This window comes from Lysobacter antibioticus HS124 (assembly GCF_000336385.2).
Taxonomy (GTDB): Bacteria; Pseudomonadota; Gammaproteobacteria; order Xanthomonadales; family Xanthomonadaceae; genus Lysobacter; species Lysobacter firmicutimachus.
On the sequence record NZ_HG424515.1, the window covers coordinates 22,393 to 41,110 of the forward strand.

Here is an 18,718-nt window from a genome sequence, read left to right on the forward strand (position 1 = left end):
GAAGGCGCCGCCGGCCTGCCACCGCCGAGCGACGAAGCCGCACCCTTGTAGGAGCGGCGTAAGCCGCGACCACCGGCGCGGCGGAGTACCACGCCGCCTTCCGAAACGACGCCGCGGTCGAACGAGCCCGATTGTCTGCGCTTCGGCGAGGGCGTTTTCGTACATCGCTGCGATGGTCGCGGCTTACGTCGTTCCTGCAGGTGTGGGCGACGCAGACGCACAAAACGAAACGGCCCGGATCGCTCCGGGCCGTTTCGTTTTCGCTGTGCGTCGCGCGTTCGCCGCTCAGGTGCCGTCGGTCGGCATCACCGGCATGGCGTCGGCGGGGACGCTGGGGTTGCTGTCGTCCTGCAGGTACTCGGGCAACTGGCTGTCGCCGTTCTTGTCCATGCGGTCGCCGAAGATCTGGTAGTCGCGGCGCTGCATCCAGGAATCGCGGACCAGGGCGTACTCGTCCTCGGCGCCGTCGCGCAGGCTGTCCAGCGGCAGCAGCTGGGCGCGCACGTCGACCAACTGCAGGCCCTGCAGCGGGATGCGGATGCGGTCGCGCTCGACCTGGCGCAGCGGGCTCAACGGCGCATCGGCGAGGGCGCCGAACGAATCGCGCACGGTGCGCGGGCCGAAGAACGGCAGCTCGACGTAGCGCGAACGCTTCCAGCCCCACACGCCCAGGGTCTGGCCGAAGTCTTCGCTGCGATTGGGCAGCTTGGCGTCGCTGGCCGGATCGAAGATGCCGCCGATGCCCAGGGTGGTGTTGAGGGCGAAGCGGCCCAGCGACTGCGCAGCCTGCTTCGGCTTGCCCTGCAGCAGCGCGTTGAGCGCCGACACCGGCTGGCCGAGATTGTTGAAGAAGTTGCTCACGCCCAGCCGGATCGGCCGCGGCACGACCTTGCTGTAGGCGCGCGCCAGCGGGCGGGCGATGCCGCGGTCCACCGCCATGTTGAAGCGGTGCATCTTGCGGTTGTAGCGCTCCCACGGATCGTAAGCGCCCGGCACGTTGGCCGGGGCCGGCAGGGTCGGGTCGGCGACCGGGTCGTATTCCTGCGGCTGCACGCCGTAGATCTCGTCGAAATCGCGCTCGGCGTCGGTGCGCGGGTCGTCCGCACCGGTCGTGGCGGGCGGCGGAGCGTTGGAATCGATGCCGGCGGCGGAGGCCGCCGGGTCGACGGTCGCGCTGGCGTCGGCCGGCGTCGGCGCGGCCGGCTCGGTTTGCTCAGCCGCGGCGGCGCTTTCGCCGGCGGCGACCGCGGCGCTGCCGGCCATCGCCAGCGCGCGCGCCGAATCGGTCTGCACCGGCGCGGCGGCGACCGCTGCGATCGGCGCATCGTGGCCGCTGCCCGGATCGGCGAGTTCTACGGTCTGAACTTCGGCCGCCGGCGCCGGATCGGCGCCCGACTGGGCGAAGGCGGGAACGGCAGGCAGCGCGGCGAGGGTCAGGCCGAGTGCGAGAGTGAGTGCGTGGGGGCGCATGGGTTGCAGTCTAGTCTTCCAGGACGAACGGGTGGGGGCGGCCTGGCCCGGACTTCGGGCGAAGACGACCGCAACAGCGGAATATGCGACGCGAGAACGGAATCAGCGACCGAAGCCTAGCGCGTCGTCGAGGCGATAGGCGGCGCGCAACTCGGTCAGGCCGGGCGGCGTGCCGATCACCTCGACGCCCGGCGCCAGCGACGCCAGCTCGGCCAGCAGCGCCAGGCCGGCGCTGTCGACCGAACTCACCGCCGACAGATCGAAGCGGCGCGCGCCGGGCGCCAGCGCGCGCGCCTGCGGCCACAGCGTCGCCGCCGCGGTGCGGTCGAGCGCGCCGGCGAAGCTCAGGGCATCGCCGTCCTTGCGCACGCTGGCGGGGGCGCCGGCCATGCTCAGTTGCTGCCGGCCTGGGCCTGCAGCTTGCCGGCCTTGAGTTCGGCGGCGACCTGGGCGATCGACTTCTGGCTCAGCGGCGCGTCGAACTGATTGCGGAAGGTCTGCACGAAGCTGACGCCTTCGACCATCACGTCGAACACCTTCCACTGCGTGCCGTTCTTGCGCAGCAGGTAGTCGACCGGCACCGGCTCGCCGCCCTGGCGCAGGAACTCGCTCGACACCTTGACGATGGCGCCGCCGCGCAGCGGGGTCTCGGACTTGATCCGCACCTTGAGCTTGGTGTTGAAGTCGAGCAGGGCCGAGCCGTAGCGCTGCATCAGGCTGCCGGTGAGGGCATCGGCGAACGCGTTGACGTCGCCGTCGGAAGCGCCGCGGCCGTGCGTGCCCAGCACCAGGCGCGCCGCGTAGTTGCGGTCGAACACCTGGTTGAACTCGGTCGCGATGAACTGGCTGAGCGCGCTGCGGTTCTTGGTGAACTCGGCGCGACGCGCTTCCAGGGTCGAGAGGATGCGGGTGCTGTTGGTGAGCACCATCGCGCTCGGCGTGCCGGCGGCCGGGGCGGCCTGGCCCGCGGCCGCGGTGGCCTGGGCGAAGGCGAGAGCGGGCGTGCCGGCCAGCAGGGCCGAGGCGACGACGATGGAGATCAGGGAACGCTTCATTTCTGGGTCTCGTCCGTGGTGGGGGCGGCTTCGCCCTGGAGGTAGTCGGGGACGCCGGCGTCGGCGGGCTTGGCGTCGCCGCCGCCCGCATTGCCGCCTTGTGCGCCACCGCCGCTGAACATGTACTTGCCGACCAGCTGAATGAGGTCGATCGCCGGCTGGGTCAGGTAGATCTCGTCGCCGGGCTTGAGGTTGTCCGGGTCGCCGCCGGGGGTCAGGCCGATGTAGCTCTCGCCGAGCAGGCCGCTGGTGAAGATGCCGGCGGCGGTGTCGGCCGACAGCTTGTCGTAGCGCTTGTTGATCGCCAGGGTCACGATCGAGTTGTACTTGACCGGGTCCAGCGAGATATCGGCGACCTGGCCGACGGTGACGCCGCCGATCTTGACCGGCGCGTTCGGGCGCAGCGCGCCGATCGCGGTGAAGCGGGCCTTGATCTCGTAGGTGTCGCCGCCGAAGCCGAACTTGCCGTTGGTGGAGGCGATGGCCAGCACCAGCAGCGAGCCCAGGGCGAGCAGCAGGAAGGCGCCGACGGCGAATTCGATGCGGGGACTGCGGACGGACATGGAGGTCACCTTGGGGATAAAGCCGGCGCGGTTCAATGCGCCTGGGAATAACGATTCGTTGACGTTGGTGGATCGGATCGAGGCAGCGGAACTATCGGAGCGGTCGGTCCATCGAGGCAGCGGTCTGTCGGAGCCGCGGTGCCCTCGCCCGCGCCTGCGGAGCGCACCCCTCATCCGCGTGCGGAAGAGGGGTTGGGGTGAGGGCGCGCGCGGCGCGGCTCCGGTCACCTCATTCACACCCTCGTCCGCCCTGCGAGCCCCTTCTCCTGCAATGCGGGAGAAGGGAAAAACAGCCCACCCTCCCGCAACGCGGCGGAAGGAAAACAAACCGCACTTACTTGAACAAGAACGCCGACATCACGAAGTTGAACATCAGCACCAGCAGCGAGGCGTTGACCACCGCCCGGGTGGTCGCCACCGAGGTGCCCTCGATGGTCGGCTCGGCGTGGTAGCCGACGTAGGCCGCGACCAGCGCCGCGGTGGCGCCGAACACCGCCGACTTCACGAACGCCATCAGGAAATCGTCGACGAAGTCGACGCTGTCCTTGAGCACCTGCCAGAACGTGCCCGACTCCAGGCCGATCACGTGCACCGACTCGAAGTAGCTGGCGCAGATCGCCAGGCTGCAGAAGAAGCCGGTCAGCAGCGGCACGCACAGCACCGCCGCCCAGAAGCGCGGCGCCACCGCCTTGCCGACCGGGTCGATCGCCATCAGGCCGAGCGCGGTGATCTGGTCGGTGGCGCGCATCAGCCCGAGTTCGGCCGCGATCGAGCTGCCGGCGCGGCCGATGAACAGCAGCGCGGTCAGCACCGGCCCCAGTTCGCGGTACAGGCCCAGGCCGAGCATGGCGCTGACCTGGTTGGCGGCGCCGTAGGTGTCGAGCGCCCGGTAGCCCAGCAGGGTCACCGAAAGTCCGACGAATGCACCGCCAACGGCGATGATCGGCAGCGAACGTGCGCCTATCTTATAGATTTCGCGGACCAGCTCGCGGAAAAAGTCGAGCGTCGGCCTGGAGGCGCGCAGCACCGACAGCGAGAACAGGCCGGCACGGCCCAGCGAACGGGTCGCGGCGATGAAGGGCATCAGGCGGCCTCCGATTGGCGCGGCGCGGCATCGAAGCCGATCGGGCCGTCCGGCTCGCCGCGCAGGAACTGGCGCACCAGCGGGTCGTCGCTGCGCTCCAGTTCGGCCGGGGTGCCGGAGAACACGATGCCGCCGTTGGCGATGACGATCGCATGGTCGGCGACCGGCAGGGTTTCGTGGACGTGGTGGGTGACCACGATGCTGGTCAGGCCCAGGGTGTCGTTGAGCCGGCGCACCAGGCTCATGACCACGCCGGAGGCGATCGGGTCCAGGCCGGTCAGCGGCTCGTCGTAGATCATCAGCGGCGGGTCCAGCGCCAGCGCGCGCGCCAGCGCGACCCGGCGCGCCATGCCGCCGGACAGCTCGCGCGGGTACACGTCGGCGGCGGCGCCGAGGCCGACCGCGTGCAGCTTCATCAGCACCAGCCGGCGGATCAGCGGGTTCGGCAGGCGGGTGTGGGCGCGCAGCGGCAAGGCCACGTTCTCGGCCGCGGTCAGGTCGGTCAGCAGGCCGTTGCCCTGCAGCAGCACGCCGATGCCCTTGCGCAGCTCCAGCAGCTCGCGCGAGCGGCGCGGCACTTCGCGACCGAACACCTCGACCCGGCCGGCGGCCGGGACCAGTTCGCCGGTCAGCGCCGACAGCAAGGTCGACTTGCCGCTGCCGGAGGGGCCGAGCACGGCGACGATGGCGCCGCGCGGCACCGACAGGTTGATCCCGCTCAGCACGCTGCGGCCGCCGCGGTCGAGGCGGAGGTCGGTCAGGCGGACGATGGGCGATTCGGTCGTCATGCGCTCGTGGCTGGACTGGGCTGGCGGTGAGTGGACGGCGGGGCGGGTCGGCTGCAAAACGGCGCAGCTTGGCCGAACCAGGCTGAACCGGGGTGGAGCGCGCCATTGTCGCAGGTTAGGCGGCCGGTCTCGCGGCGGCGGCAGGGACGGAGCGTTCGGCCGCCGTCGCGCCAGCGTGGCCGGGGGCGATTAAGGCGGCTTTAAGCGTGCCGGCGGGCGGTTGGGGGGCGACAGCAGCAACAGCGAATCCCTGCTGTTCAAAGGAGCAAGGCTCGGGCGACGTCAGGGGGCTGGTGAGTTGGATGGGAGGATGCCCGGGCGGTTTCGATGGGGAGCGCTTGTAGCGAGGTCGAAGGGCGAGCCTCCGGCGAGGGCCGGGGCTAAGGCGAGGGCAAGGCCGTGTGCGGCATCGCTGCATCCCCAAGACAAGAATCGCTCCTGCCGTTGCCCACTCTTACCGTTCCCCTTCGAAAAGGGCGGCGGGGAGCGGTGCCCTGGAGTCCCCGCTTCGGTCCCGCCCCGCAAACGCCACACCCTGCCGCAGCGCATTGCGCGCCCTTGCGGCAAGATGTCGCGATGCCCGCGCGCGCCGATTTCCGTCTCTACCATTCCAATGCGCTGGACGTGCTCGCCGGGCTGCTGGCGCAGGAACTGCGCACGCCCGCGCCGGGGCGGGGCCTGCTCGAGCCGGACACGATCCTGATCCCGCAGGTGGCGATGCGACGCTGGTTGCAGGCGACGCTGGCCCAGGCGTACGGCATCGCCGCCAATCTCGAATTCCTGACCCCGGGCGAATTCGTCCGGCGCGCGCTGGAGGCCAACGTGCCGGGCGAGGAAGACGACCTCGACGCCGCCGCGATGCGCTGGCGGCTGTATGCGACTCTGGCCCAGCCGGCGCACTGGCGCGAGCCCGCGCTGGCGCCGCTGCGCGCTTACCTGGACGGCGACGACCCGCTCAAGGCCTGGTCGTTGGCCGGCGAACTGGCTTCGCTGTTCGAGAAGTACCAGGCCTGGCGCCGCGACTGGCTGCTGGCCTGGGACGCCGGCGGCGAGCGCCACGACCCGCAGGCGGCGCTGTGGCGCAAGGTCGCCGCCGGCCGCCGCTACCGCGCACGCCGCATCGACGACTACCTGAGCCGCTTCGGCGGCGACCAGGCGCCGGCGCCGCGCGGCCTGCCGCCGCGGCTGTTCGCCTTCGCCACCCTCAACGTCTCGCCCGACGTGCTGCGGGTGATCGCGACCCAGGCCCATGCCGGCACCCTGCACTTCTATCTGCCGACCCCGACGCGCAAGTACTGGGGCGATCTGAGCAGCTACGGCGAGCGCCTGCGCCAGCTAGACGCCGCCGGCGGGGTCGAAGCCGCGGACGAAGAAGAAAACCCCCTGCTGCAGGCCTGGGGCGCGGCCGGCCGCGATTTCATGGCGGTGCTGGGCGGCTACGAAGTCGTGCATCCCTCCGGCGAAATCGCCGCCTACGCCGACCCCGAGGACAGCCGCCACGACGACCCGGCGCGCGACAGCCTGCTGCAACGGCTGCAGCGCGACCTGCTGCACCGGCGCGCGCCGCCGCTGCAGCCGTGGCGGGCCGAGGTCGAGCGCGACGACGCCAGCCTGCAGGTCCACGCCTGCCACACCCGGCTGCGCGAAGTGCAGGTGCTGCACGACCAGTTGCAGGCCCTGCTCGATCCGGATTCGCCGCAGGGCCGGCGCTTCGATCCGCCGCTGCAGCCGCGCGAGATCGCGGTGCTGGCCCCGGACATCGACCCCTACGCGCCGCACATCGCCGCGGTGTTCGGCGGCCTGGCCGGGCGTGCCGGCTATATCCCCTACGCGCTCGCCGACGTCAGCCCGCTCGCCGCCGAGCCGCTGGCCGAGGTCTTCCTGCGTTTGCTCGCGCTGCCGGTGTCGCGCTTCGGCCTGAGCGAAATCCTGGATCTGCTGGCGACGCCGGCGATCGCCGAACAGGCCGGGCTCGACGGCGCCGGCCTGGACCGCCTGCGCACCTGGCTGCTGCAGGCCGGCGCGCGCTGGGGCATCGACGCCGCCCATCGCCGCCGCCACGACGCGCCCGGCGACGACGCCTACACCTGGGCCTTTGCCCTCGATCGGCTGCTGCTCGGTCATGCGGTCGGCCACGACCACGACGGCCGCGGCGAACTGGTCGCCGGCATCGCGCCCTATGCCGAACTCGAAGGCGCCTCGCTCGACGCGCTGGATGCGTTGATCCGCCTGCTGCGCGTGCTGGCCCGCCACGAGCGCGCGCTCGACGCCGAGCTGAGCCCGGCGCAATGGGCCGAGCGCCTGCTCGGTCTGCTGCGCGCCCTGCTGCCCGAGCGTCCGCGCGGCGGCGGCGACCAGCGCACCCTGGAGCGCCTGCGCAGCCTGATCGAAAGCTTCGCCCGCGACGCCGCCTTGGCCGGTGTCGAAACCACGGTGCCGGCGGAGGTGGTGCGCGCGCATTTCCGCGCCGCGCTGGCCGAGGCCGACACCCGCGCGCCGCTGCTGACCGGCGGCATCAGTTTCGGTCGCATGGTGCCGATGCGCCTGATTCCGTTCCGGGCGATCTGCCTGCTCGGCATGAACGACGGCGACTACCCGCGCCGCGATCCGGCCGGCGGCCTCAACCGGCTCGCCGCCGAACTGGGCACCGCCGCGCGCCGCCACGGCGACCGTTCGCTGCGCGACGACGACCGCTTCTTGTTCCTGCAGTTGTTCGCGGCGGCTTCGGACAGTTTTTATCTGAGCTACCTCGGCGCCGACCCGCGCGACGGCAGCCAGCGCGAGCCCTCGGCCCTGGTCGCCGAGCTGCTCGACGTCGCCGCGCGCTACCACGCCGATCCGGCGCAGGCGCGCAAGGCCCTGGTGGTGCGGCAGCCGCTGCAGCCCTTCGCCGCGGCCGCGTTCGGCGCCGGCGAACGCGAGGGGGAATGCGAGCCGCGCCGCTTCAGCTATCGCGAAGAATGGCGCGCCGCGGTCGATGCCGGCGCGCGCGGCGAACGCGCGCCGATCGGGCCTTGGCTGGAACGACCGCTGGCGCCGGCCGCAAGCGAGGACGAAGTCGCCTACGCCGAGCTGCGCGCGTTCCTGCGCGATCCGCCGACCGCGTTCCTGCGCCAGCGCCTGGGCCTGCGCCTGCCCGACCGGATCGAAGCCGAGGACGACGTCGAACCGTTGGTGCTGCCCGGCCCCGGCCTGTTCCGCCAGCAGCTGCAACAGGCGGTGTTCGACGAACTGCTGAGCGGCGCCGGCGCGGTCGACCGCGAACGGCTGCAGGCACAGCTGCGCGCGCGTGCGTTGCTGCCGTCCGGGCCGCTGGGCCGGCGCCAGCTCGATGCCCTGCTCGGCCAGGTCCGGCCGTACGCGGACGCGTTCGCGCGCTGGCGCGAGGGCGAGCCGCAGACGCTGGATTTCGCCGTCGACCTGGACGGCCGGCGCCTGTCCGGCCGGCTCGACGCGCTGTACCGCGGCGGTCTGGCGCGGTTGCGCTTCGACCGCGTGCACGGGCCGGCGCAGATCGCCCACGGCCTGGATTGGCTGGTGCTGTCGGCGCTCGGCGATGCGCGGCCGCTGGCCCAGTTCGCCGAGACCGATGCCGGCCCCGGTCCGCACTTGCGCGCGCCGGCGCCGCCGGCGCAGGCGCGTGCCGCGCTCGCCGCCCTGCTGCGCTTGCGCGACTACGGCCTGCGCGAACCGCTGCCGTTCCTGCCGCGCGCCGGTTGGCTGTGGTACGAGGCGGCGATGCAGGACCCGCAGGGCTGGAGCGAGGCCGGCTGGAACAAGGCCGAAGGCCAGTGGCGCGGCACCCCGCGCAGCTGGGGCGAGGCGAGCACGCCGGGCGCGCAGTTGGCGCTGCGCGGACGCGACCCGTTCGCCGACCCCGAACTCGGCGAGCAGTTCCGCGCCATCGCCCGGCGCGTGTTCGGCGCGGTGCTGCTGGGCCGCGACGAGGACGCGGCATGAGCGCGGCACGCGACCCCTTCCTCGACCTGCCGCTGGACGGGCTGCGCCTGATCGAGGCCAGCGCCGGCACCGGCAAGACCTACACCCTGGCCACCCTGGTCACCCGTCTGGTGATCGAGCGCGGCCTGCGCATCGGCCAGATCCTGGCGGTGACCTTCACCGACGCCGCCACTCAGGAACTGCGCGATCGCCTGCGCCGCCGTCTGCTGCTGGCCGCGCGCATCGCCGCCGCCGACCCGACCCTGCCGCGCGCCGGCGACGATGCCGAGCGCGCCCTGACCCGGCAGTTGGTCGATGCGCAAGCCGAAGTCGAAGGCGTCGCGCCGTTGCGCGCGCGCCTGCAACGCGCCGCGCGCGAAATAGATTTGGCCGCGGTGGTCACCATCCACGGTTTCTGCGCGCGCGTGCTGGCCGAGCATGCGCTGGAAACCGGGCAGCCGTTCGCGGCGCCGGAAATGATCGGCAGCGAACGCGAGCTGCTCGACGAGATCGCGGTCGACCTGTGGCGCGCGTTCGGCGACGACCCCGGCGCGGCCGAGCTGCTGTCGCGGCAGTGGCCGGGCGGACCGGAATCTCTGGCCGCCGACCTCGGCGCGCTGCTGCGCGCGCCGCTGCTGCGGCCGCCGCTGCCGGCCGAGGCGGCCGACCCGCTGCCGGCGCTGGAAGCGGCGGCGCAGGCCTTGCGCGAATCGTTCCGCGCCCACGGCGAAGAGGCCTGCATCGCGCTGGAGAACGCGATCGCGGCCAAGGCGTTGAACGGCAACAGTTACCGCGCCGGTTTCCCGCGCGAGGCCTGGGCTTTGCTCGAGCGCTGGTGCGCCGACGGCGATGCCGCGCAGGCGCCGGACCCGCGCCTGGACAAGCTGACCCCGGCCGCGCTGGCGGCCAAGACCAACAAGGGCAAGGACGCGTCGACACCGGCCTCGCCGTTGTTCGATGCGGTCGCGGCGTATCTCGATGCGGCCCGGTCGCGCGCGCAATGGCTGGACGCGCAGGCGATCGCGCTGGTGCATCGCTTGCGCGCAGCGGCCGCGGGCCGCCTGGCCGAACTCAAGCGCGTGCGTCGGGTGCAGAGCTTCGACGACCTGATCGACGACGTGTACCAGGCCTTGCAGGGGCCGCATGGCGAGGCCTTGGCCGCACGCCTGCGCCAGCAGTACGCGGTCGCCCTGGTCGACGAATTCCAGGACACCGACCCGCGCCAATGGGCGATCTTCGAGCGCGTGTTCGGGCCGCGCAGCGCGGCGCCGGCCGGGCTGTTCCTGATCGGCGACCCCAAGCAGGCGATCTACGGCTTCCGCGGCGGCGACGTGCACACCTACCTCGGCGCGGCCGCCCAGGCCGAGCCGGCGCCGCCGCTGGAGCACAATTTCCGCTCGCGCCCGTCGCTGCTGGCGGCGATCTCGGCGTTGTACGCGCAAGCCGGCGACGCCGCCTTCGTCGATCCGCGCATCCGCTTCCGCGAAGTCGCGCCCGGCGGCGCGGTCGCCGATACCGATCTGCTGCGCGACGGCGCGGTCGCGCCGGCCTTGACCCTGCGCCGCCTGCCCGCGCCCGACGACGGCCGCAAGAAGGCCGAATGGAACGCCGGCGAGTCGCGCGAACAGGCCGCGCGCGCCTGCGTCGCCGCGATCCACGCCTGGCTGGCGCAGGCGCGCGAGGGCCGGGCGACGATCGAAGGCCGGCCGCTGCAGCCGGCCGATATCGCCGTGCTGGTGCGCAGCCACGACGAGGCCGCGCGGATCCAGCAGGCGCTGACCGCCGCCGGCATTCCCGCGGTCGCCGCCGGCCGCCGCAGCCTGTTCGCGACCGAGCAGGCGCAGGACGTGTTGAATTTGTTCGACGCCCTGCTCCACCCCGGCGACAGCGGCCGCCTGCGTACCGCCCTGGCCAGCGTGCTGATCGGCCTGGACGGCGCGGCGATCGCGCGCCTGGCGCAGGACGAGGCCGAGCAGGCGCAATGGCAGGCGCAGGCGCTGTTGTGGCGCGAGCGCTGGCAGCGCCACGGGCCGCTGGCGCTGATCGCCGACCTGTGCGCGGCGCAGGCGCCGCGCCTGCTCGCGCTCGACGACGGCGAGCGGCGCCTGACCAATCTGCTCCAACTCGGCGAAGTGCTGCAGGAAGCCGACACCCGCGCGCTGGGCTTACACGGTCTGCGCGACTGGTTGCGCCTGCGCATCGCCGAGGCCGACGACAGCGACGAGAAGCAGCAACTGCGCCTGGAATCGGACGCGCGCCGGGTGCAGATCCTGACCCTGCACAAGAGCAAGGGCCTGGAGTTCGGCCTGGTGTTCCTGCCGTTCGCGGCGATGAACAAGGAGCCCAAGGAAGGCCGCTGGTGCGAGTACCCGGACCCCGAGCACGGCAAGGTGCTGCAGCTGAAGACCGAGCTGAGCGTCGGCGCGCCCGACTGGAAGACGGCCTTCGCGCGCGCCGCCGAAGAGCAGCGCGCCGAGGACGCGCGCCTGCTCTACGTCGGCCTGACCCGCGCCCGCCACGCACTGTGGATCGCCTGCGGCCCGCTGTACCGCAGCGCCGAATCGCCGCTGCAGCCGATGCTGGGCGACCTCGACGGCCTGGCCGCGGCGTGGCCGCAGGCGATCGAACTCGACACGGTGGCGCTCGGCGCACCGCCGCGGCCGCTGCCGCCGGCGGCGAGCGGACAGGTACCGGCGGCACGCATCGCGCGCCGCGCCGGTCCGGCGCGCGACTGGTGGGTGTACAGCTTCACCCAGCTGACCCAGGAAGACGATCGCGCTGCCGCGGCCGAGGAGCGCGGCGCCGAAGACGAGCCGGAGACCGCACCGGTGCTGCTGGCGCCGGGCGATGCGCGTTTCTCCGGCAGCCGTTTCGGCAACGTGTTGCACGAGGCGCTGGAACGGGTGGATTTCCAGCGCTGGAGCGATTGGCGCGATGACGGCGCACCGGCGCCGGACCAGGCCGCGCTGCTGGTGCAGGCGTTGCGCAAGGAAGGCTACGCCGAGCAGGACATCGACGACGGTACGGCCTTGCTGGCCTCGCTGGTCGGCCGCACCTTGACCGCGGTCTTGCCCGAAGGCGCGCGCCTGTGCGCGCTGCCGGATGCGGCGCGGCGCGCCGAGATGGAGTTCCACTTCGCTTTGGAAGCGGCGCCGGTCGACGCTTTGCTGGCGACGCTGCACGCGCACGGCTGGCTGCGCGAGCGTCGCGGCTTCGGCCTGCGTCGGCGCCTGGACGGGCTGATGACCGGCAAGATCGACCTGGTCTACGCCCACGACGGCCGCTATTACGTGCTCGACTACAAGACCAACCGCTTGCCGGCCTACGACCCGGCGCAACTCGAGCGGGCGATGGCCGACAGCGAATACACCCTGCAGTCGCTGATCTATACCGTCGCCCTGCACCGCTGGCTGCGCTTCCGCCTCGGCCCGGACTACGACTACGCACGCGATTTCGGCGGCGTGCGCTATCTATTCTGCCGCGGCCTGGACCCGGCCGATCCGGCCGCGGGGGTGTGCGCGTTCACGCCGCCGGCGGCCCTGGTCGATGCGGTCGACGGCTTGTTCGCCGGCCACGGAGTCAGCGCATGAGCCTGCTCGACGCGCTGTTCCGCGACGGCAGCCTGCGCACCGTCGATCACGCCCTGGCCCAGGCGCTGCGACGGCTCGACCGCGACACGCCCGACCCGGTGCTGGCCGCGGCGGCACTGGCGTCGCAGGCGATCGCGCGCGGCCACGCCGCGTTCGATCCGGCCCAACCGCAGGCCTACAGCGAGGCCGCGATCGACTGGCCCGAGCCGCGGGCCTGGCGCGAAGCGCTGGCGCAGTCGCGCTGGGTCGCCACGCCCGACCCGCAGCAGCCGGCCGACGCCGAGACGCCGCTGGTGCTGGAGCGCGGCCTGCTCTACCTGCGCCGCTATCGCGAGTACGAACGCCGCCTGGCCCAGGGGTTGCGCCGGATCGCCGCGCAGGCGCCGCCGCCGCCCGATCTGCAGGCGCTGGCGCCGTTGTTCGCGGCCTTGTTCCCGCAGGCGCGCGACGGCGACCGCCAGGCGCGCGCGGCGGCGCTGGCGCTGCTGCAATCGCTGCTGCTGGCGACCGGCGGCCCCGGTACCGGCAAGACCACCACCATCGCCCGCTTGCTCGCGCTGCTGATCGCGCAGGCGCGCCTGGACGGAGCGACGCCGCCGCGCATCGCCCTGGCCGCACCGACCGGACGCGCCGCCGAACGCATGGCCGAAAGCCTGCGCATGGCGGCGGGCGCGCTGCAGACGCTGGAACCCGGCTTGGCCGCGGCCCTGCCGGCATCGGCCAGCACCCTGCATCGCTTGCTCGGCAGCGTGCCCGACAGCGCACGCTTCAAGCACGATGCGGGCCATCCGCTGGCCTACGACGCGATCGTGGTCGACGAGGCCTCAATGGTCGACCTGCCGCTGATGTGCAAGCTGGTCGAGGCGGTGCCCGACGGCGCGCGGCTGATCCTGCTCGGCGATCGCGATCAGCTGCCCTCGGTCGAAGCCGGCGACGTGCTGGCGGCGATCGTCGACGCCGCCGGCGAGGACGAAGGACTGCCGGCGCCGGTCGCCGAACGCCTGCGGCCCCTGCTCGGCGAATTGCCTGTGCGCGCCGACCCGGGTCCGTTCGGCGCCTGCCGGGTGCATCTGCGCCGCGGCTATCGCCAGGCCGAAAGCCTGGACCTGGCGCCGCTGGCGGCGGCGGTACGCGCCGGCGATGCCGATGCCGCGTTGGCCTTGCTGCGCAGCGGCGAGTTGGCCGGGGTGCATTTCCACGAGGACCTGCACGACCCGTTGACCGGCGTCGGCCGCGAAGCCTTGTTGCCGGCCTGGCGCGCCTTGAGCGAGGCGCGCGATCCGTTGCAGGCCCTGGCCCTGGCCACGCGCCTGCGCCTGCTGACCGCGCTGCGCGACGGCGGCCAGGGCGCGGCGCCGCTCAATGCGCGGATCGAAGAGGCCCTGGCCGGTTCGCACCGGCCGACCTATTTCCACGGCCGGCTGCTGCTGATCACCGAGAACAGTTATCGCCACGGCCTGTTCAACGGCGACATCGGCGTGTGCCTGCGCGCGCGCGACGAGCAGGGCCGCGACGTGCCTGGCGCGCCGGTGCTGGCCTGGTTCGCCGGCGGCGCCGGCGGCGCGCGGCCGTTCCATCCCTCCGCCCTGCCCGCCCACGGCGGCGCGTTCGCGATGACCGTGCATAAATCGCAGGGCTCGGAGTTCGATTCGGTGTGGCTGCAGCTGCCGCGCCAGGACGCGCGCCACCTGTCGCGCGAGCTGGTCTACACCGGACTGACCCGGGCCCGGCGCGAGCTGCATCTGGCCGCGAGCGAGGCGGTGCTGCGCCAGGCGCTGTCGCGGCATGCGGCGCGGGTCTCGGGGTTGGCGTGGCGATTGGGCGGGTGAGGTCGGCGTTGGGCTGGAGCGGCGACAGCAACAGCAACAGCAAATCCCCCTGCCCCGCTTTTTGAAAGGGGGAACGGCAGGAGCTTCAAAAGGGTTAGTGGGAGCGGCTGGTTGGAGGGGGATCGATCGGCGCGTGCAGCCAGGGCGTGTCGCAACACGGCGCCGGTCACCTGCCCGTTCCCATACTCGCCCGGCGCGTGCCCGCTTGGGGTGCGCGTACGCACCCGGAGCCTTCGCCCCTTTTCGGAACGCGTACGTACCCGAAGCATCCTCCCCTTGGAAAAGGGGGGATGGATTCGCTCTCAGCGTCTTCGATCCGACGCTGCGGTCCTCAAACCAGCGCCGCGTCCTCGTCGCTGGGCGTATCGTCGCGACGCGCATCGGCCGGGGCCGCCTTGCCGGCGCGCGCCGGGGCCTTGCCGCCGCGACCGTCCACCGCTTCGGCGATCGCTTCGATCGCCTCCACCACCGGCACCGCGATCGTGCGCGATTCGCCGGCCTCCTTGGCCAGCCCGTGCGCCAACGCCGCTTCGGCTTCCTCCGACGCCTTGCGGAAACGCTTGGCGTCCGGGCACAGCACCTGCATGTAGTCGGCGTCGAAGTTGAGCCGCTCGACCAGGAAGTCGATGAAGGCGCGGACCTTGGGCGATTGCACCTGGCCGCGCGGGAACACCGCGTTGAACTCGTATTCCGGCCCAGTCCAGCCGGCCAGCACGCGCTGCACGTAGCCCTGTTCGGCGAAGGCCTTGACGGTGACGTCGGCGGCCAGCATCAGCGCCTCGCCGCACAGCAGCGCGCCGCGCAGCGGGCCCGGGTCGTTGGCGACCATCACCGGGTCGATCACGTAGTCGACGCTGCGTTCGCCGTCGCTGAGCGGCCAGACGTATTCGTTGTTGCGGCGCGATTTCGGCATCGCCAGGGTGCGGTGATGGCGCAGATCGTCCGGGTGCAGCGGTTCGCCGTGGCGCGCCAGGTAATTGGGGCTGGCGTAGATCTGGGTGCGGAAGATCGCCAGCCGGCGCTTGATCAGGTTCGAATCGGGCAGGTCGCCGACCCGCAGCGCGACGTCGATGCCCTTGTCGATCAGGTCGACGTTGTCGTTGCTGAGGTTCATCTCCACCCGCACTTCCGGGTGGCGCGCGTGGAACTCGCCCAGCAGCGGCGCGATCCAGGTGATGCCGACCGAGTACGGCGCGGTGATGCGCAACCAGCCGCGCGGGCCGCCCTGCAGCTGGCCGACCGCGCTTTCGGCCTCGGCCAGCTCGCGGGCGATGCGCTGGCAATGCTCGAAGTACAGATTGCCGGCCTCGGTCAGGCCGAGCTTGCGCGTCGTGCGATGCAGCAGTTGCGCGCCGAGCCGGGTTTCCAGTTCCTGCACCTTGCGGCTGACCGTGGTCTTGGGCAGGCGCAGCGCGCGCGCGGCGGCGATGAAGCTGCCGCTTTCGACCACTTTGACGAAGATCAGGGTGTCGTTGAGATCGTGAGCCATGGGGGATGGCCTCCTTTGCGAATGTGGGCGATGCCGAACCGGCGTCGCCGCGCGATGCGGCCCGGCCGTGGCCCGTCGGTGCTGGAACGAAAACGCGAAGCGGATGAGCGGATAACCACGCAAGAGCGTCGGTGCATGAACGGGCGGGCGGCAATGACGTCTGTCACCGCGGTCGACTGATCCCGTCCACTGCCGTGGATGGCGCGCGGCGGCGACAGTGGCGCACGTCGTCGTCCCGGCCGTGCGGCGCTTCCTGCGCCGGCGGTCGTTTCCCCCTTGCTTCCGTTCCAGGCGTGGGGGCCGGACGCGGTGCGATCAAGAGGGTACAGAGGGTATTGGCCCGATGTCGGGACAATTATTCCCTGAATCAGTGGCTAATCAAGTGCCGTTGGCCTCTCTACTCTGTGCCGCAGATCGACACGAGGCCCCCGCCATGTTGACCCCCCGTCAAGCCCGATTCGCTTTTCTACCTTTGATGTTGGTGGCCATGTCCGCCCTGATCGGGCTGGCCGTGGTCGTGTTTCGCCAGGGCCTGGCCCAAGGCCCGGAAGAGGCCTGGATGCTGGCCTGGGTGCTCGCGTTCACCATCGCCCTGCCGGCGGCCATGCTGCTGATGCCGGCGGTGAGCGCGCTGCTGGCGCATTACACCCGAGGTCATTCCGAGGGTGACACGCGTCATGGGATCATCCCGGTCGTGGGATCAAAAGTCCCAGGGGCGGGACAATGAAAGCCCCTTTGGTTGTACTCGGTGCCACCGGCGGCATCGGCCGCGGGGTCGTCCGCGCCGCGATCGATAGCGGCCGGCCGGTCGTCGCGGTCGCGCGCCAGGCCTCCGAACTCAAGGCGCTCAAGGCCGGCTACCCCCATGCCGACCTGACCACGATCGCCGGTTCGGTCGCCAACGACGCCGCCGGCGCCAAGCTCGCGCGCGCGCTGCGCAAGCTCGGGCGCCCGCTCGCCGGCGTGGTCGCCGCGGTCTGCGGCAACGCCGAACGCGGCCGCCTGCTCGATAACCCGGCCGAGTTTCTGCGCCGCAAGCTCGACGAGGACCTCCTCCCCCACCTCGCCGCGGCGCGTCACTTGCTGCCTCTGCTGGCCGAATACGATCGCGGCGGCACGTATGTGCTGATCGGCGGTCCCGGCAGCGAGCATCCCTGGGCCGGCTACGGGCACCGTTCGATCGGCGCCGCCGCGCTGCGCATGCTCGCGCGCGTGCTGCACGACGAAGCGCGCCAGTTGTCGGTGCGGGTGCAGTTGCTCGCCGTCGACACGCCGGTGTGCACCGAGTTCAACCAACGCCATTCCTGCCCCGAATGGCCGAGCGCGCTGTCGGTCGGGCAGCGTGCCCTGGCCCTGGTCGATCACGACGTCAGCGGCGAGCTGCCGCGCCCGATCGTGCCCTACGCGCTGCGCTTGCCGCCGCCGGAACTGCCGCCGCGCGGCGCCGCGCGCGTTCCGCCTCCGCCCGCCCGCGACGAGCCCGCGCGCTCGCAGCCCGCCAGCGATTCCGATCCCGCCGCCCGTTCCATCCTCCCCGAGTCGACGCCTTCGGGTGCGCAAGATCCGGACTGCGCATCGGACGAAAAGGCGCAACGCTGTCTGCAGGACGCGCGTGCGCTGTTGAAGTCGTTGACCTCCAAGAATCCCAAACAGGAACCCACCCCCCGATGAGCACTCGCAAATCTCTCGTCCGCTCCGCCCGTACCGGCGTCGGACCCTCCGTGCTCGCGCTGGCCGCGAGCATCGTCATCGCCCTGGTCGCCGTGGGTTGCGGCAGCCAGGCCGCCACGCCGGAAGGCATGCCGCCGCCGCCGGAAGTCAGCGTCGCCCAGGTGCTGAACAAGCAGGTCCGGCAGTGGGACGAGTTCACCGGCCGGGTCAGCGCGATCGAAACGGTCGAGCTGCGTCCGCGCGTGAGCGGCTATGTCGAGCGCGTCGCCTACCAGGAAGGCCAGGAGGTCAAGAAGGGCGATCTGCTGTTCGTGATCGACCAGCGCCGCTACCGCGCCGAGCTCGCGCGCGCCCAGGCCGAACTCGAGCGCGCGCGCGCCGAAGCGCGCCTGGCCCAGACCCAGGACAAGCGCGCCCAGACCCTGGTCGAGGCCAAGGCGATCTCGCGCGAAGAGTTCGAGACCCGCCGCGCCGCCAGCACCCAGGGCGACGCCGCGGTGCGCGCAGCCGAAGCCGCGGTCGCCTCGGCCCAGCTCGACCTGACCTTCACCGAAGTGCGTTCGCCGATCAGCGGCCGCGCCGGCCGCGCCCTGGTCACTGTCGGCAACCTGGCCTCGGCCGACCAGACCCTGCTGACCACCCTGGTCTCGCAGGACCCGATGTACGTCTACTTCGAAAGCGACGAGCAGACCTACCTGCGCTACAAGGAACTGGCCCGCAAGGGCGAACGCGCCGACAGCAAGAACCCGGTGCGCGTCGGTCTGGCCAGCGAAACCGGCTACCCGCACGAGGGCACGGTCGATTTCACCGACAACCAGGTCGACCCGAGCACCGGCACCATCCGCGCCCGCGCGGTGCTGCCGAACCCGGACCGTTTGTTCACCCCGGGCCTGTTCGCGCGCGTCCAGCTCGAAGGCAGCGGCGACTTCCAGGCCCTGCTGGTCGACGACAAGGCGGTGCTGACCGACCAGGACCGCAAGTACGTCTACGTGCTCGGGCCGAAGAACGAGGCCCTGCGCAAGGACATCGTGCCGGGGCGGATGATCGACGGCTTGCGCGTGGTCACCTCCGGCTTGTCGCCGCAGGACAAGGTCATCGTCCACGGCGTGCAGAAGGTGTTCATGCCGGGCATGCCGGTGTCGCCCAAGACCATCGCGATGGGCGCGCCGGCTCCGGGTCCGCAGGTGGCGCAGGCGGCCGGGTCGAAGTGATCCCGGGCTAGCGCGACCGTCCGAACCGG

General features: G+C 72.0%; 13 protein-coding genes. 6 read left to right on the plus strand and 7 right to left on the minus strand.

Going from position 1 to position 18,718, the window contains the following annotated elements:
* Positions 1 to 285: 285 nt before the first annotated feature.
* The 6 genes from TX83_RS13610 to TX83_RS13635 all read right to left on the minus strand — a co-directional run bounded on the left by TX83_RS13610 (position 286) and on the right by TX83_RS13635 (position 4,960).
* Positions 286 to 1,263: an MlaA family lipoprotein gene (locus TX83_RS13610; protein WP_075575164.1), complete on the minus strand. Its 978-nt coding sequence runs from the start codon at positions 1,261 to 1,263 to the stop codon at positions 286 to 288.
* Positions 1,264 to 1,572: 309 nt separating this feature from the next.
* Entirely contained in the window at positions 1,573 to 1,860 is a 288-nt protein-coding gene (locus TX83_RS13615) for an STAS domain-containing protein (RefSeq protein WP_064748504.1), read from the minus strand.
* Between the two features lie 2 nt (positions 1,861 to 1,862).
* Positions 1,863 to 2,525, minus strand: a complete 663-nt coding sequence (locus tag TX83_RS13620; protein WP_064748506.1) for an MlaC/ttg2D family ABC transporter substrate-binding protein — start codon at positions 2,523 to 2,525, stop codon at positions 1,863 to 1,865.
* Entirely contained in the window at positions 2,522 to 3,088 is a 567-nt protein-coding gene (mlaD, locus tag TX83_RS13625) for an outer membrane lipid asymmetry maintenance protein MlaD (RefSeq protein ID WP_064748552.1), read from the minus strand. Before mlaD ends, TX83_RS13620 begins: the two co-directional genes overlap by 4 nt.
* 334 nt (positions 3,089 to 3,422) lie before the next feature.
* Complete coding sequence (locus TX83_RS13630; RefSeq protein WP_064748508.1) at positions 3,423 to 4,172, minus strand: MlaE family lipid ABC transporter permease subunit; 750 nt, start codon at positions 4,170 to 4,172, stop codon at positions 3,423 to 3,425.
* The gene (locus tag TX83_RS13635; RefSeq protein ID WP_064748510.1) at positions 4,172 to 4,960 is read right to left on the minus strand and encodes an ABC transporter ATP-binding protein; all 789 of its coding nucleotides are present in this window, start codon (positions 4,958 to 4,960) and stop codon (positions 4,172 to 4,174) included. Before TX83_RS13635 ends, TX83_RS13630 begins: the two co-directional genes overlap by 1 nt.
* Positions 4,961 to 5,536: 576 nt before the next feature.
* Between TX83_RS13635 and recC the strand changes: the two genes are divergently transcribed.
* Genes recC through recD form a run of 3 tightly spaced genes read left to right on the plus strand, consistent with a single transcriptional unit; the run spans position 5,537 to position 14,318 of the window.
* Positions 5,537 to 8,920: an exodeoxyribonuclease V subunit gamma gene (gene recC, locus TX83_RS13640; RefSeq protein WP_064748512.1), complete on the plus strand. Its 3,384-nt coding sequence runs from the start codon at positions 5,537 to 5,539 to the stop codon at positions 8,918 to 8,920.
* Positions 8,917 to 12,489 (plus strand): exodeoxyribonuclease V subunit beta, encoded by a 3,573-nt coding sequence (recB, locus tag TX83_RS13645; RefSeq protein ID WP_064748514.1) that lies wholly within the window; start codon positions 8,917 to 8,919, stop codon positions 12,487 to 12,489. The genes recC and recB overlap by 4 nt, the downstream gene beginning before the upstream one ends.
* The gene (gene recD / locus TX83_RS13650; RefSeq protein ID WP_064748516.1) at positions 12,486 to 14,318 is read left to right on the plus strand and encodes an exodeoxyribonuclease V subunit alpha; all 1,833 of its coding nucleotides are present in this window, start codon (positions 12,486 to 12,488) and stop codon (positions 14,316 to 14,318) included. The genes recB and recD overlap by 4 nt, the downstream gene beginning before the upstream one ends.
* A gap of 331 nt (positions 14,319 to 14,649) precedes the next feature.
* Here the strand turns inward: recD and TX83_RS13655 are convergent, their stop codons facing one another.
* Entirely contained in the window at positions 14,650 to 15,807 is a 1,158-nt protein-coding gene (locus TX83_RS13655; protein ID WP_064748518.1) for a LysR family transcriptional regulator, read from the minus strand.
* 475 nt (positions 15,808 to 16,282) lie between these two features.
* Here TX83_RS13655 and TX83_RS23365 point away from each other — a divergent pair, with 475 nt between their 5' ends.
* Genes TX83_RS23365 through TX83_RS13670 form a run of 3 tightly spaced genes read left to right on the plus strand, consistent with a single transcriptional unit; the run spans position 16,283 to position 18,689 of the window.
* Positions 16,283 to 16,534 carry a DUF2798 domain-containing protein gene (locus TX83_RS23365; protein WP_064748520.1) on the plus strand — a complete coding sequence of 84 codons (252 nt, stop codon included), beginning with the start codon at positions 16,283 to 16,285 and terminating at the stop codon, positions 16,532 to 16,534.
* Entirely contained in the window at positions 16,531 to 17,478 is a 948-nt protein-coding gene (locus TX83_RS13665) for an SDR family NAD(P)-dependent oxidoreductase (RefSeq protein WP_064748521.1), read from the plus strand. Before TX83_RS23365 ends, TX83_RS13665 begins: the two co-directional genes overlap by 4 nt.
* Positions 17,475 to 18,689 (plus strand): efflux RND transporter periplasmic adaptor subunit, encoded by a 1,215-nt coding sequence (locus tag TX83_RS13670; protein ID WP_064748522.1) that lies wholly within the window; start codon positions 17,475 to 17,477, stop codon positions 18,687 to 18,689. The genes TX83_RS13665 and TX83_RS13670 overlap by 4 nt, the downstream gene beginning before the upstream one ends.
* The last annotated feature ends 29 nt before the right edge of the window (positions 18,690 to 18,718 follow it).

What these genes read in the sequence shown, in the direction of transcription:
- recB (WP_064748514.1), top strand. Translation starts at nt 8,917, where the DNA reads ATGAGCGCGGCACGCGACCCCTTCCTCGACCTGCCGCTGGACGGGCTG.
- TX83_RS13615 (WP_064748504.1), bottom strand. Translation starts at nt 1,860, where the DNA reads ATGGCCGGCGCCCCCGCCAGCGTGCGCAAGGACGGCGATGCCCTGAGC.
- TX83_RS13635 (WP_064748510.1), bottom strand. Translation starts at nt 4,960, where the DNA reads ATGACGACCGAATCGCCCATCGTCCGCCTGACCGACCTCCGCCTCGAC.
- TX83_RS13655 (WP_064748518.1), bottom strand. Translation starts at nt 15,807, where the DNA reads ATGGCTCACGATCTCAACGACACCCTGATCTTCGTCAAAGTGGTCGAA.
- TX83_RS13620 (WP_064748506.1), bottom strand. Translation starts at nt 2,525, where the DNA reads ATGAAGCGTTCCCTGATCTCCATCGTCGTCGCCTCGGCCCTGCTGGCC.
- recC (WP_064748512.1), top strand. Translation starts at nt 5,537, where the DNA reads ATGCCCGCGCGCGCCGATTTCCGTCTCTACCATTCCAATGCGCTGGAC.
- TX83_RS13610 (WP_075575164.1), bottom strand. Translation starts at nt 1,263, where the DNA reads ATGGCCGGCAGCGCCGCGGTCGCCGCCGGCGAAAGCGCCGCCGCGGCT.
- TX83_RS23365 (WP_064748520.1), top strand. Translation starts at nt 16,283, where the DNA reads ATGTTGGTGGCCATGTCCGCCCTGATCGGGCTGGCCGTGGTCGTGTTT.
- TX83_RS13630 (WP_064748508.1), bottom strand. Translation starts at nt 4,172, where the DNA reads ATGCCCTTCATCGCCGCGACCCGTTCGCTGGGCCGTGCCGGCCTGTTC.
- recD (WP_064748516.1), top strand. Translation starts at nt 12,486, where the DNA reads ATGAGCCTGCTCGACGCGCTGTTCCGCGACGGCAGCCTGCGCACCGTC.
- mlaD (WP_064748552.1), bottom strand. Translation starts at nt 3,088, where the DNA reads ATGTCCGTCCGCAGTCCCCGCATCGAATTCGCCGTCGGCGCCTTCCTG.
- TX83_RS13665 (WP_064748521.1), top strand. Translation starts at nt 16,531, where the DNA reads ATGAAAGCCCCTTTGGTTGTACTCGGTGCCACCGGCGGCATCGGCCGC.
- TX83_RS13670 (WP_064748522.1), top strand. Translation starts at nt 17,475, where the DNA reads ATGAGCACTCGCAAATCTCTCGTCCGCTCCGCCCGTACCGGCGTCGGA.